This is a genomic window from Cellvibrio sp. OA-2007 (assembly GCF_000953825.1).
Taxonomy (GTDB): Bacteria; Pseudomonadota; Gammaproteobacteria; order Pseudomonadales; family Cellvibrionaceae; genus Cellvibrio.
In genome coordinates, this window is sequence record NZ_BBUL01000080.1 from 22,259 (window position 1) to 35,887 (window position 13,629).

The following is a 13,629-nucleotide window of genomic DNA, read 5'->3' on the forward strand; positions in this document are numbered from 1 at the left end:
CGCCAGATTATGGCAATTGTGTGACAGAAATAAGACAGCCAATGCCCAGTGCTAACACTAGCAAAGTTTTAAGCGTAACGGAGACTTAGTCAAACATGGGAAGTAAAGGAGGAGGGATAGGAAATTATTCGCTCCATTAAAGGTATTTAACCCGGTGGAAGGGGAGTCGTCATCCCCGCGCAGCGGGGATCCATAGGTTTTTGAGGGAGATCAAACGCTGGACTCCCGCATGCGGGAGTGACGATACTCTTTTTAGCTTAGTTGCACTTGTACACATCAAAGCTTTGGCGACCATCTTGTACCAAGCTTGCAGGCACTACTGTGTCGCCGCCAAATTGGCTAGCTTCGTTGCGCGCCATATTGGTCAATTCAGTCGCTACCTTTTCTGGTGAACGTTTCATTGAGCCAACAAAGTTGTCTTTTACTTTCACATTCACAGTGCGCACTTTCTCACAGCTACGTACATTGCCGGCATTGGCAACTGCGACACTGGCGCCTTGTTCGCTGACTTTTACCCAGCTGCAGGCGCTGGTCAGGCTGACGATGGCGGCGAGTAAAAGGGTGGTTTTTTTCATGGTAATTCCTCGGTAGTGATCAAGCATAATCAGGGGGGCAAAAAACTCGCGGATACACTAATCCTATGGCGATCCAGTTGCAAGCTGCGGCTAGCCAAGTCTTTTGGTGTAATACGCGGTAATAATTTTTTTTGGTATTCGCGGGCATGAGTAGTATCTTTAGCGAGCGATTACTTACGTTGCAGCGGTTGATTTTGCTGTAACCCCGATAAGGTATCCACCACTATCATTAACTGATCTACCAAAATAAAAAGTTTACCAATAGGAAAACCGCTAAAGAGGAGTTAACCCTATGGGCGCATTCAACGCTGGCCTGTGCAATCTATTGTCCCGACACAATCTGTGGCGGCTGACCAAGCTGCTGATCATTCTCGCCATCCCGTTTGGCATCACCCTGCTAATCGGCAAACTCTACCAAAGTTGGGATGATGACCCGGAGCGCGGCGCCATTGCGATTGAAAACGGCGCTTTTGGCGAGAGCTATTCCACCCCCATTTATTTGGATCAGGGTTGGACCGCCAACGATAGCCTCTGGTACTACAACACCACGCAAGGCTCGGCGTTAATGCCCTACGACTTTTTTATCGCGCTGGAACAGGCGGATTCCAAAGAGCCATTTCGCGCTAACAGCCTTATCGATAAGTATCGCTACCTACCGCAAAAACCCACTTTTTTTAACCCGGACGGTCTGCCGGTGGGTTTTGTAAAAGAGACCTACAAAGGCAATGATTACATAGGTTTTACCTGCGCAGCCTGTCACACCGGGCAGGTGAATTATAAGGGCACGGCACTGCGTATTGATGGTGGCTCATCTATGGCTGATATGGTGGGTTTTCTCACCGAGCTGCAAAAAAGTATGGATATAGCCCTGGCTGACAGCGAAAAAAACCAGCGTTTTGTGGCCAAGGTATTGGAGCTGAATAACACCTATAACAATGCCGAAACCGTGCAGGCTGATCTGCGGCGCTGGGCGCGCAAAATTCGCCTTTACAACAACATTAACGACTCGAAAGTTGCCTATGGTTATGCGCGGCTGGATGCCTTTGGCCGTATTTACAACCGCGTGCTGGAACATGTGATCAGCCGTAATCAAGTGCGCGACGTACTGTTGGGGATGACCAAAGCCGGTGATGCCGAAGCTGATTTGTTGACGCCAACACAGGTAGACAAAGTACTGGAAGGTATCAGCGAAACCATTATTGGCGACCTGCAATTTGCCCAAATCATCGACCGGTTAATGTCCACTAAAGACGGTTACCCCGGGTTGGCGATGAGCGATATGAATCGCATCAAAGCAGAGATATTTAACGAGCCTAACGCGCCGGTGAGCTACCCATTTTTGTGGGACATAGTGCAATCGGATTATGTGCAGTGGAACGGTCTGGCTGCCAATGCCGGGGTTGGCCCACTGGGGCGCAATACCGGTGAAGTGATCGGGGTGTTTGGTATTCTCGATTGGACCGCACACAAGCGCGGCTGGAGTTTGTCATCGTTTATTACCGGGCAAAAAAGTAAGAGTTACCAAATCGACTTCACTTCCTCTATCGACTTGGTAAACCTGTCGCGTCTGGAAACCCATCTCGCCAGCCTCACCTCACCCGTCTGGCCGACGCTGGCAACCGATAACGCCCAGCAAAAAATCGCCAATGAGATTTTTGGCAAATTGCCTGAGTGGCAAATCGATGCCAAAAAAGTGCGCCGTGGCCGTCAACTCTACGCCGAGTATTGCGAGTCCTGCCACGAGGTGATTGACCGCACCGACCACGACCGGATTGTGGTGGCCGATATGTCGAGTCTGGATGTAGTGGGCACCGACCGCGCTATGGCGGAGAACAGCGTCAACTACAAAGGCTACTCCGGCAACTTTAAAAATACCTACCAGAGTGAGAGCGTGGGTTCACTGGTGATAAAAAATCAGGCGCCGGTGGTGCAGATTCTCACGGCTACTACTATGGGTGAAGTCACTACCGCACCGGATCCGGATAAATGGTGGCCGCGCCGCGCGCTGGATTGGCTGTATATGTTGGCGAAATCCTTCTTTGATAATGAAATCAAAGCCAGTGTAAAATCCGGCAACTATCAACCGGATACCACCGCATCGCCCTACCAATCGCTGCTATCCTACAAGGCGCGTTCACTCAATGGCATTTGGGCAACTGCACCTTATTTGCACAACGGTTCAGTACCGAGCATTTATGACCTGTTGTTGCCAGTAAAAGGCGCTAATGACCCGGCTGATGGGCACTATCGCCCGAACGAATTTAAAGTGGGCAGCCGCGAGTTTGATCCGGTCAAAGTGGGCCTGCGCACCGAAGGTTACGAGGGTTTTACCTTCAAAGCCGACAAGCGCGGGGATTACAACAGCGGTCACGAATACGGAACCGCCAATGCACCGGCGGTCAATGGCGTGAAAATGGAGCCACTGACCGAAGAGGAGCGCTGGGATTTGGTTGAGTACATTAAAACCTTGTAGCGATCATTAAATAGATCCGCATGCTGGATTTTTACACCCTGCAGTGTTTTTTTAGGTGAAAGCCTGATTAACACACAAGCCAGAGTGTAATCAAAGGAACGATAACGCCACTTTTTGTCTTATCACCTGTACTGGGAATAGGGCAAAAGTGGCGTTCTTGTATCTGTTGATGCTGGAAAGCATCAAAGATGAGCAGTAAAGATCGCATTTTTTAGTTGCCCCCAATTTTTATGGTCATCACTTACTGACCCTTAACGAGTTAGCTGTTTGGTTATGCGATCAACAATAAGTAGGAATGTTTACTCATGGGTGCGCCTTGTCACCGGCGCTGCTCTAGGGGTATTACTGGTGGTGCCAGTGGTGCAGGCAAACGGCGAAAAACGGGTCACTGTGCCCATCGCCCTGCCGTTTCAACAACAGACTCAACAGCAAGCTAGTGCTGCTGCCAGTTCGCTTGGTGCGGCGCAGAACACCTACGCACCCAAAATCCAGCCGATGACATTTACCCAATCGCCGCCGCCAATTGCGGTGGCGTCGGCGGCCGCTTCCTCCGCTGCTGCAGTTGTCGTCGCCAGTGCCAGCGCTAAGAGTGCTGCAGCAACTGCCGCCGTAGCTGGGGCTGAAAAAAAGGTGGCGGCAGTTAAAGAGGCGCGACCAGCAGCGATCAATATTCCGCAGGTGACTACCGCGCCGATAAAGGCGCCGCGTTATCCGGTTGGGCATCCGGAGGCGTTTGTGCCGGAATTTGAAGACTACGTGGCCCACAAAATCGCCCCCTTTGTCCCGGGTGTGGCGGTGGTGATTGTCTCTGGCGGGCAGATTAAATCCCTCAACGGCTACGGTGTGCGCCGCGCTGGCACCCGCGAAACAGTGACTCCGGACACAGTGTTTCGCCTCGCCTCTTTATCCAAATCCTTTGCGGCAACGGCGGCGAGTGTGTTGGTGAGCGAAGGGCGTATCAGTTGGGACACCCCCGTCACCTCGGTACTGCCTGAAGTGACCTTCAGCAATGCGCGCTACGGCAAGCAGCTCACCTTACGCCATATTCTCTCTCAGTCTTCAGGGTTGCCGCGTCACACTTACAGCCACTATATCGATGCGGGCAAAAGCTTCGCCGATTCAGTCGCGCGCTTGCGCTATGTCAATTTTGTCTGCCCGCCGGGTAAGTGTTTTGCCTATCAGAATGTGTCCTTCAGTTTGGCGGGGGATATGATCAAGAAAAAATCCGGCAAGAGTTTCGAGCAGTACACCGAAGAGAAAGTATTTGATCCGCTGGGTATGCGCACGGCGTCCTATGGTTTGGCCAGCTACAACGCCTCACCCAACCGCGCTGCGCCCCATATCACCAATGGCAAACGCTGGGTGCCTACCGCCGTGGTGGGCAATTGGTATCGCGTGGCACCAGCGGCGGGGGTGAATGCCAGTATTGTCGATATGTCGCGCTTTTTGCTGGCGCAAATGGGCAAACGTCAGGATGTATTGCCGCTTGCGGTACTCAACCCGATCCAGTCGCGGGTGACTAAAAATACCCCGGCGCAAAACTATTATGGCGTGCGCAAAGCGGTGGGTAATACGGCTTACGGCATGGGGTGGCGCGTATTTGATTACGGGCGCTATAAAAACTTTATCCATCACGGTGGCCATGTAAAAGGCTTCCGCACCGAGATGGTGTTTAATCGCGACCTGCAAATCGGCATGGTGTTCTTATCCAACTCCGAAACCCGTCTCGCGCGCGATGTAATCTTTAAATTTATCGATAGCTACGAGCGCGCCCAGGTTGCCGCGCGTGCCGCCGCCAAGAAGAAAAAATAGCGATGAAATTCACCGCCCTTACTGCTGCCTTGCATCCGCGCCAGATTTTGCGCGCGCTCGATGCTATCGACCGGGCGGAGACTTCTTATACGCTGGATCGCCCTGCCGCCCTGCGCCGGGTGATCTGGGTATTGGCCTGCGTGTCGGTGAGTTTGCTGGTACTCCACTACGCCAAGTTCTCGCAAAATCTGCAGTTGTTGTTGGGTTGGTTGGATGCGGGTTACTGGCCGCGCTTACAGGCCAGCGGCTGGTTAGAGCTATGCGGTTATCTCTGGTGGACGCTGTGCCATCTGCTCACCTTTATTGTGTTGCCCTGGCTGGTGATTCGTTATGGCTTCAAACAATCCATGCTGGATTTTGGCTGGCGCTGGAATCAGGTGGGTGAACACTGGCGCGGTTATCTGCTGCTGCTCAGCCCGATTTTGGTGTTTGTGGTGCTGGTAAGTTTTGGTGAAGATTTTGTCAATCACTACCCGTTTTATCGCAACGCCGGGCGCAGCTGGTTGGATTTTCTGCTGTGGGAACTGCTCTATATGAGCCAGTTTGTATTTCTCGAATTTTTCTTTCGCGGGTTTATGGTGAATGCCCTGCGCCCCGCCATTGGCGCCAATGCGATTTGGGTGATGTGTGTACCCTATATGATGATTCACCTGCCCAAGTTGGCGCTGGAAGCAACCGGGGCAATTTTGTTTGGCCTGTTTCTCGGCATACTCGCGCTGCAATCTCGCTCTATTTGGGGCGGTGTTTTGGTGCACGCCGGGGTGGCATTGAGTATGGATATAGCCGCACTGCTGCGTAAACAAGAACTGCCTGGATCGTTTTTTCCCTTCTGATTTTCCTCTTATAACTTTCTGCTAAATGCAATGTTGCGCTGCGCTGGCGGACCCCAGCAAAATCAATGACTTGTCGCTTAAACATACAAATAAGCAAACTAACTGCCGGGATTTTGCCGAAATAGTGAGACTTGAATCACGTATTTTTGCTGCTAGAGTCACAGTTACCCCATAAACATACCCATGTGAGGAAAGGATATGAAACACCTCAATCAGGCGGTAAGCATCAATATTGTATTGGTATTGAGTGCGTTGATGATGGCAGCGGCAGCCAATGCATCCATGCTCGACTGCGGTAAATCCTTAAGGTTGGAATTGGTCGCGAGTGCAGACTGTGTTTTTGTTGAGATGACTGCAGCGGAAGGCAAAGTAACGGTTGGGAATCATAGCGTTTCCGCGCCCGCAACCAACACCCCAGGCGCGGGTTTTCAGGTCAACCAAACGCGTACGGCGAGTGCAATACCTGAATCAGCGCCACTCTTAGTCTTGATCGGTGCATTGCTCGCTGTGTTATTAGTCCGCGCCAAGAGCTACAACACCAAGTAATTTACCCGCAAGATTGCCCCGCTGATCCGCCCAGTAAAAACAAAGATGGCCATATGTATATCTAGCCAGTAAAATTGCCCTTCATTTTTTACTGGCACCGGTTATGGATGTTTCCCTCCTGTTAGATTCTCTCAACGATGCCCAGCGCGCAGCGGTATCCGCCCCCGCCTGCAACCAGTTGATTCTCGCCGGTGCTGGCAGTGGTAAAACCCGCGTATTGGTGCATCGCATTGCCTGGCTGATCCAGGTGGAAAAAGTATCGCCCTACTCGATTATGGCGGTGACCTTTACCAATAAAGCCGCCCGTGAAATGCGCGCGCGGCTGGATGAGTTGTTCGCGCAGAACGGCCAGCACATCAACAGCCGCACCATGTGGGTGGGTACCTTCCACGGCCTTGCCCATCGCCTGCTCAAAGCCCATTGGCAGGATGCAAAACTGCCGCAGAACTTCCAGATTCTGGATAGCGATGACCAGTTGCGGCTGATCAAGCGGGTCTACCAAGCGCTTAATATCGACGAAAACAAATGGCCGCATAAACAGGCGCAGTGGTATATCAACGGGCAAAAAGACGAAGGCCTGCGCCCGCAGCATATTCAGGATTCGGGCGATCCGTTTGTGCGCACTATGCTGCAGATTTATCGCGCCTACGAAGAAGATTGCCAGCGCGGCGGCATGGTGGATTTTGCCGAAATCCTGCTGCGCGCCCACGAACTCTGGCTGCACAAACCGCACATTCTGGAACACTACCAGCAGCGCTTTCCGTTTGTATTGGTCGATGAGTTTCAGGATACCAATAGCGTGCAATACGCCTGGCTGCGGGTGCTCGCCGGTAAAACCGCCTGTGTTTCGGCAGTGGGCGACGACGACCAATCGATCTACGGTTGGCGCGGCGCAAAAATCGAAAACATCCAACGCTTCTCGCAGGATTTTGCCGACACCACCACTTATCGCCTCGAGCAAAACTATCGCTCTACCGGCAATATTCTCAAAGCCGCCAACGCGGTGATCAAACACAACTACGGCCGCCTCGGCAAAGAACTGTGGACAGAAGGCGACAAGGGCGACCCGATTTCGCTCTACGCCGCCTACAACGAGCAGGACGAAGCGCGTTTTATTGTTGAGCGTATTCAGGAGTGGGCGCGCAAAGGCCGCGAGAAGAAAACCATCGCCATTTTGTACCGCTCCAACGCCCAGTCGCGGGTATTGGAAGAGGCGCTGCTGCGCGAGGCGATTCCCTATCGCATCTACGGCGGCCAGCGCTTTTATGATCGCCTCGAAATTAAAAATGCTTTGGCCTACATGCGCCTGATCAGCAATCGCCATGACGATGCCGGTTTTGAGCGGGTTATTAATACCCCCACGCGGGGCATAGGCGGCAAAACGGTTGACGATATCCGCCTGTTTGCGCGCGAACAGGGCTGCTCGCTTTGGGCGGCCGCAGAGCAAATGGTAGCCAAGCGGGTCTTTGCCGCGCGCGCCGGCAACGCGGTGCAATCCTTTTTAAATTTGATTGAAAAGCTCGCACAGGATGCCAACGCGATTGATATCCACGGCGATACCGCCTCGCTCGATATGATTGCCAAACAGGTATTGGATGAAACCGGCTTGCTGGCCTTTCATCAAAATGAAAAAGGTGAAAAAGGTCAGGCGCGTGGCGAAAACTTGCAGGAATTAATTACCGCCTGCCGCGCATTTGATGCCGAAGAAGAGGATGATGACGGCCTCACGCCGCTGCAACAATTTTTAGACACCGCCGCGCTCGACGCCGGTGAAACCCAGGCCGATGAATTTGAAGATGCAGTGCAATTAATGACCCTGCACTCGGCCAAGGGGTTGGAATTTCCACTGGTGTTTTTAGCCGGTGTGGAAGAGGGTTTGTTCCCGCATAAAATGTCGGCGGACGACCCGGATCGATTGGAGGAAGAGCGACGCCTGTGTTACGTGGGCATCACTCGCGCTATGGAAAAGTTATTTATCAGTTACGCTGAAACCCGTCGCTTGTACGGCAATGAAACCTTTAACGCGGTGTCCCGTTTTGTGAAAGAAATTCCTGAAGATTGTATCGAAGAAGTCCGTTTAAAAACCGCGGTTACCCGTCCGGTGAGTTTTAATCGCCCGGCCTTAACCCAAGCCTCCAAACGCGCCCCCATGTACGAAACCGGTGAAGACACCGGCTTCCGCCTCGGCCAGCGCGTCACCCACGCCATGTTTGGCGAAGGCGTGATTTTGCAATTTGAAGGCACCGGCCCCAACGCGGTGATTCAAGTGAAATTCGCCGAAATTGGCATCAAGCGGTTAGTGATGCAATATGCGAAGTTGCAGGGGCTGTAAACCTTAAGGGTGATGAGCCCGCCACTACAAATGTAGCCAAATCAGCTACATTTGTAGCAAATTTGGCTACACAAAAAATACAATAATACGAAGTGCCCAAACGCAGGAGCTACGAATCAAACACCATGAACAATAAATCCATCAATTGGTATCCGCTGGTTATCATCGTTTTGATTGCGCTGTTTGCCGCGACTTTTGCGGCCTTGGTATTGGAGAAATCCAAACCTAAAGGTGCGCTGCAACAAGAGGCGGCAGCTGAACAAGCATCCGCCAGTGTTTCTACCCAACAATACCATTGGAAAATGGTGACTTCCTGGCCGAAAAATACACCCGGTTTAGGGGTGGGTGCGGAAAATATTGCGCGGGTGATTAATGAGATGTCCGGTGGGCGTTTGCAAATTCATGTCTATGGCGCCAATGAATTAGTGCCCGCCATGGGGGTGTTTGATGCGGTGTCGTCCGGCAGTGTGGAGATGGGGCATTCGGGCAGTTATTTTTGGCGCGGCAAAGTGCCCGCGGCACAATTTTTTACCTCTGTACCTTTTGGTATGAACGCGCAGGAACTTTACGGTTGGATCAATCACGGCGGCGGTTTGGAGTTGTGGCGCGAACTTTACGCGCCGTTCAATTTAATCCCCTTTCCGGCGGGCAATACCGGTGTGCAAATGGCGGGGTGGTTTAATCGCGAAATTAATTCTGTTGCGGATTTGCGCGGCTTAAAAATGCGCATCCCCGGTCTGGCCGGTGAAGTGTTTAATATCGCCGGTGGCACCTCGGTGAATATTCCCGGTGGCGAACTTTATACCGCGCTGCAGACCGGTGTAATCGATGCGGCTGAATGGGTCGGGCCGGAAAATGATTTGGCCTTTGGTTTTCAGCAGATCGCTAAATACTACTACTACCCCGGTTGGCATGAGCCGGGGCCGTCGATGGAATTGATCATCAACAAAACCGCGTTTGAAAATTTGCCCAAGGATTTGCAGGCGATTGTGACTTATGCCGCCCGTGCGATGAGTCAGGATATGTTCGACAGCTACACCGCGCACAACAGCCGCGCGTTGAAGGAGTTGGTGGAAAATCAGGGTGTGCAAATTCGCAAATTGCCGGATGAGGTGTTGCAGCGTTTTTATGAAATAGCGCAGCAGGTATACGCGGAGCAGGCGGCCAAAGATCCGCAATTTAAAAAGGTGTACGACTCTTATTCAGCGTTTATGAAAGATTCGGCGGCCTACCAAAAAATTTCTGAGCAGACCTACTACGAAGTGCGCGAACAACAAACGCAACGGCACTAACACGATTAAACGCTCGCGCTTGATGACTCGGGCGCGAGCTTATTGTTCGCTAGGTTCCTCGCCCTTTTGCGCCTCATCTTGAGCGGTAATTTCCACCAGCGTGGCAATACCATTGTTGCGCAACTTGTCCATCAATCGCGCCAGCTTTTCTACCTGGGCGGCATCCAACTGTTCACCGTGAGTAAAACTTAAGCGTTTTTTTGCCACCAGTTCACGCACATAGTCGGGGCGCACGCGCAAACGTTCGGCGGTTTGGGTGATGGAGAGTAATTGGCGCAACATAAATAACTCAAGGGTTGATCTGTGGGTGTGGCTTACTATGCCATATTAATGTGCCTTTATGACCTTTTGCTCGCTCGGCGATGTCATTTCGCGCAGTGAATTCCATCGATTGGTTGCAGAACTTGGGCGCCTTGGCTGTGAGTTCCGGCAAGCTGTGCCATAATTTCCCCCATCAATTGAATGCCGCCTCCACTCACTGCTGATTAAGGTTCTTTCATGGCTAATCTTGGCACCCTCTATACCGTTTCTGCGCCCTCGGGTGCTGGCAAAACCAGTCTGGTCAGCGCGCTGGTGAAATCCAATCCAGAAGTCTGCGTTTCTGTTTCCCATACCACCCGCCCTATGCGCCCCGGTGAAATCGACGGAGTGAATTACCACTTTGTCGATCACTCGACGTTTGAATCTATGCTGGAACAGGGTGCTTTTCTCGAACATGCGCGGGTGTTTAGCAATCTCTACGGCACTTCGCAGCAGTGGGTGGTGGATACGCTTAAGCAGGGTATAGATGTGATTTTGGAAATCGATTGGCAGGGTGCTGCGCAGGTGCGCAAGTTGATGCCGGATACGGTTAGCCTGTTTATCCTGCCGCCGTCACTGGCCTGTTTGCGCCAGCGGTTGACCGGCCGTGGGCAAGATGATGAAGCGGTGATCGATGCACGCATGAGTGAGGCGATTAGCGAGATGTCCCATTATGTCGAGGCGGATTATTTAATCATCAACGACGACTTCACCGTCGCGCTGGCGCAGTTTCAGGCGCTGATTACCAGTCAACATATCCGGCTTGCACGGCAGGCGGAGCGCCATAGTCAGCTACTGAAAGACTTATTGGCTTAAATTTAGTCACGCGCGGTTGGCATAGTTGCTGCTGCTGACGCATAATAGCCGACCGGGCTGCAGCTGAGCTGCATTAACCCCCAAGCGCCTATTTCCCAGCGCCCTAGATCATCCATAGAAAGTAGAGCACACAAAGTTATGGCACGTATTACCGTTGAAGATTGTTTGGATCACGTTGATAACCGTTTTGAGTTGGTAATGGTTGGCAGCAAACGCGCACGTCAATTGGCTATCGGCGGCAAAGATCCACACGTTGCCCCAGAAAATGACAAACCTACCGTTATCGCACTGCGCGAAATCGAAGAAGGTTTTATTGATGCGAGCATCCTGTTGGAAAAAGACACTCTGCCGCAACCTAAGCCAGAGCGTGTGTACGAAAACGATATCTAAGTCGATTTTTTTTCTGCCAGTACCCGCTATCTTCCCCGGCGGGTCTGTTGTCTGGCGTGATTTCTGGAGAGGGACGTGCAAACCATAGAGGCTTTGAGCCACCGGCTTTCGTCTTATCTGGAACCTTCCCAAATTAATTTGGTGAAGCGCGCCTACTTCTACGCCGAACAAGCCCACGACGGCCAAAAACGCCGCAGCGGCGAAGCCTATATCACCCATCCCCTCGCGGTTGCCGACATCCTCGCCACCATGCATATGGACCATCAAAGCCTGATGGCGGCCATGCTGCACGATGTGATTGAAGACACTGGCATCAGCAAAAAAGCCATCGCCGGTCAGTTTGGCGATTCAGTGGCAGATTTGGTGGATGGCGTGAGCAAACTCACCCAGATTGAGTTTGAATCCCACGCGGAAAAACAAGCGGAAAACTTCCAGAAGATGGCCTTGGCCATGGCCAATGACCTGCGTGTGATCTTGGTCAAACTCGCCGACCGATTGCACAACATGCGCACCTTGGGCGCCATGCCGCCCGACAAAAAACGCCGTATCGCCAAAGAAACCCTCGAAATCTACGCGCCGATTGCTCACCGTTTGGGCATGAATGAAGTGCGTTTGGAGTTGGAAGACCGCAGTTTCTACTGCATGTACCCACTGCGCGCGACCCGCTTGCAAGCGGCGTTGAAAACCGCGCGCGGTAATCGCAAGGAATTGGTTGAGCAGATTCAAACCTCCTTTGAAAAGCGCCTGCTCAAAGAAAATATCAACTCAATTGTCATTGGCCGCGAAAAGCATTTGTACAGCATCTACGAAAAGATGCGCCTGAAGAAAAAATTCTTCAAAGAAATTATGGATGTCTACGCCTTCCGCATCATTGTGGACACGGTGGACACCTGTTATCGCGTGCTGGGTGTAGTGCATAACCTGTACAAACCCGTCGCCAGCGAATTTAAAGATTACATCGCCATTCCCAAAGCCAATGGCTATCAATCGCTGCACACTGTGCTGGTGGGTATGCACGGCGTGCCGATTGAGGTGCAAATCCGCACCAAGGAAATGGACGAAATGGCCAACAGCGGTATCGCCGCCCATTTCCTCTATAAATCTAATAGCGATGAACCAATCAACGCCAGCCACAGCCGCGCGCGCCAATGGGTGCAAGGCCTGCTGGAAATGCAGAAAAATGCGGGCAACTCCCTCGAATTTATCGAAAACGTCAAAATTGATCTCTTCCCCGATGAGGTTTATGTATTTACGCCGAAAGGCAAAATTGTCGAGTTGCCCACCGGTGCAACACCGGTCGATTTTGCCTACGCGGTACATACCGATGTGGGTAATACTTGTGTCGCCTGCCGTATCAATGAGCGCATGGCGCCGCTGTCGCAGCCGCTATTGAGCGGCCAAAAGGTGGCGATCATCACCGCACAGGGCGCCCAGCCTAATCCCAACTGGCTCAATTTTGCGGTATCGGCCAAGGCGCGCTCGGCGATTCGTCATTACCTCAAACATCAGCGCCATCACCAGTCAGTTACTCTCGGTAAGCGCATGCTCAGCCGCGCGCTGGCAGAAAACCATATAGATTTGGAGCATTTGAGCGAAGAGCAGCAGCATAAATTGCTGATGGGCGCGCAATTGGAATCCATGGACAAACTCTACGAAGAGATTGGCCTTGGCAACAAAGTGGTTTATTCGCTGATCAAATTGCTGCAGCCAGATGCGGATGTGAAAGGCAGACCCGGTACGCTCAACTCGGCGATTACAATCGATGCCGCCGAAGGCATGATGATCAGCTTCGCGCGCTGCTGCCGCCCAATTCCGGGTGACCCGATTATCGGTCACGTCAGCTCTGGCAAAGGCTTGGTAATCCATCAGGATACCTGCCGCAATATTGCCGAAATCCGCAACTATCCCGACAAAATCAGCCAGGTAAACTGGGCTGCCACAGTCAGTGGTGAGTTTTTGGTGGATGTGCGGGTGGAAGTGGAAAGCGACCGGGGTATTATCGCCACCCTCGCCACTCGGATTACCGAGCAGGGCGCGAGCATCGAACATATCAACGTACACGAGCGCGATGCCCACAACAGTGTGATTCATCTGTGCATCGGCGTGCACAACCGTATCCACCTCGCCAACATCATGCGCCGCATCCGCAACCTGGGTTTTGTGATTCGGGTCAATCGCAGTAAAAACTAATCCCTCCCCCGCCTCCCTTTTTCAAAGGGAGGAGCCTGACTCCCTGTAAATGTGGTTTCGGAGTGAAATA

11 protein-coding genes are annotated in these 13,629 nt (G+C 52.3%); 9 read left to right on the forward strand and 2 right to left on the reverse strand.

From position 1 onward, the window contains the following. Positions 1-257 precede the first annotated feature (257 nt). Positions 258-575, reverse strand: a complete 318-nt coding sequence (locus AWU77_RS05450; protein ID WP_062060110.1) for a DUF4156 domain-containing protein — start codon at positions 573-575, stop codon at positions 258-260. 292 nt (positions 576-867) lie between these two features. Here AWU77_RS05450 and AWU77_RS05455 point away from each other — a divergent pair, with 292 nt between their 5' ends. The 6 genes from AWU77_RS05455 (at position 868) to AWU77_RS05480 (ending at position 9,863) form a co-directional block, all read left to right on the forward strand. Beyond that, positions 868-3,048 carry a di-heme-cytochrome C peroxidase gene (locus AWU77_RS05455; RefSeq protein ID WP_062060112.1) on the forward strand — a complete coding sequence of 727 codons (2,181 nt, stop codon included), beginning with the start codon at positions 868-870 and terminating at the stop codon, positions 3,046-3,048. 273 nt (positions 3,049-3,321) lie between these two features. Continuing rightward, on the forward strand, positions 3,322-4,860 hold the full coding sequence (locus tag AWU77_RS05460) for a serine hydrolase (protein ID WP_084618106.1): 1,539 nt from the start codon (positions 3,322-3,324) through the stop codon (positions 4,858-4,860). Between the two features lie 2 nt (positions 4,861-4,862). After that, a complete protein-coding gene (locus AWU77_RS05465; protein WP_062060114.1) occupies positions 4,863-5,693 on the forward strand; it encodes a CPBP family intramembrane glutamic endopeptidase in 831 nt (276 codons plus the stop codon). 198 nt (positions 5,694-5,891) lie between these two features. Next, on the forward strand, positions 5,892-6,239 hold the full coding sequence (locus tag AWU77_RS05470; protein WP_062060116.1) for a hypothetical protein: 348 nt from the start codon (positions 5,892-5,894) through the stop codon (positions 6,237-6,239). A 103-nt stretch (positions 6,240-6,342) separates the two neighbouring features. Then, positions 6,343-8,571, forward strand: a complete 2,229-nt coding sequence (gene uvrD, locus AWU77_RS05475) for a DNA helicase II (protein WP_062060118.1) — start codon at positions 6,343-6,345, stop codon at positions 8,569-8,571. A gap of 125 nt (positions 8,572-8,696) precedes the next feature. After that, positions 8,697-9,863: a TRAP transporter substrate-binding protein gene (locus AWU77_RS05480; RefSeq protein WP_062060120.1), complete on the forward strand. Its 1,167-nt coding sequence runs from the start codon at positions 8,697-8,699 to the stop codon at positions 9,861-9,863. 39 nt (positions 9,864-9,902) lie between these two features. Here AWU77_RS05480 and AWU77_RS05485 read toward each other — a convergent pair whose 3' ends face one another. Then, positions 9,903-10,145 (reverse strand): hypothetical protein, encoded by a 243-nt coding sequence (locus AWU77_RS05485; RefSeq protein ID WP_062060122.1) that lies wholly within the window; start codon positions 10,143-10,145, stop codon positions 9,903-9,905. 216 nt (positions 10,146-10,361) lie between these two features. On the opposite strand from AWU77_RS05485, the gene gmk reads away from it, so the two are divergent. The 3 genes from gmk (at position 10,362) to AWU77_RS05500 (ending at position 13,559) form a co-directional block, all read left to right on the forward strand. Further along, positions 10,362-10,979: a guanylate kinase gene (gene gmk, locus AWU77_RS05490; RefSeq protein ID WP_062060124.1), complete on the forward strand. Its 618-nt coding sequence runs from the start codon at positions 10,362-10,364 to the stop codon at positions 10,977-10,979. A gap of 138 nt (positions 10,980-11,117) precedes the next feature. Next, complete coding sequence (gene rpoZ / locus AWU77_RS05495) at positions 11,118-11,369, forward strand: DNA-directed RNA polymerase subunit omega (protein WP_062060126.1); 252 nt, start codon at positions 11,118-11,120, stop codon at positions 11,367-11,369. Between the two features lie 75 nt (positions 11,370-11,444). Then, complete coding sequence (locus AWU77_RS05500; RefSeq protein WP_062060127.1) at positions 11,445-13,559, forward strand: bifunctional (p)ppGpp synthetase/guanosine-3',5'-bis(diphosphate) 3'-pyrophosphohydrolase; 2,115 nt, start codon at positions 11,445-11,447, stop codon at positions 13,557-13,559. The last annotated feature ends 70 nt before the right edge of the window (positions 13,560-13,629 follow it).

What these genes read in the sequence shown, in the direction of transcription:
- AWU77_RS05450 (WP_062060110.1), bottom strand. Translation starts at nt 575, where the DNA reads ATGAAAAAAACCACCCTTTTACTCGCCGCCATCGTCAGCCTGACCAGC.
- AWU77_RS05455 (WP_062060112.1), top strand. Translation starts at nt 868, where the DNA reads ATGGGCGCATTCAACGCTGGCCTGTGCAATCTATTGTCCCGACACAAT.
- AWU77_RS05460 (WP_084618106.1), top strand. Translation starts at nt 3,322, where the DNA reads ATGCGATCAACAATAAGTAGGAATGTTTACTCATGGGTGCGCCTTGTC.
- AWU77_RS05465 (WP_062060114.1), top strand. Translation starts at nt 4,863, where the DNA reads ATGAAATTCACCGCCCTTACTGCTGCCTTGCATCCGCGCCAGATTTTG.
- AWU77_RS05470 (WP_062060116.1), top strand. Translation starts at nt 5,892, where the DNA reads ATGAAACACCTCAATCAGGCGGTAAGCATCAATATTGTATTGGTATTG.
- uvrD (WP_062060118.1), top strand. Translation starts at nt 6,343, where the DNA reads ATGGATGTTTCCCTCCTGTTAGATTCTCTCAACGATGCCCAGCGCGCA.
- AWU77_RS05480 (WP_062060120.1), top strand. Translation starts at nt 8,697, where the DNA reads ATGAACAATAAATCCATCAATTGGTATCCGCTGGTTATCATCGTTTTG.
- AWU77_RS05485 (WP_062060122.1), bottom strand. Translation starts at nt 10,145, where the DNA reads ATGTTGCGCCAATTACTCTCCATCACCCAAACCGCCGAACGTTTGCGC.
- gmk (WP_062060124.1), top strand. Translation starts at nt 10,362, where the DNA reads ATGGCTAATCTTGGCACCCTCTATACCGTTTCTGCGCCCTCGGGTGCT.
- rpoZ (WP_062060126.1), top strand. Translation starts at nt 11,118, where the DNA reads ATGGCACGTATTACCGTTGAAGATTGTTTGGATCACGTTGATAACCGT.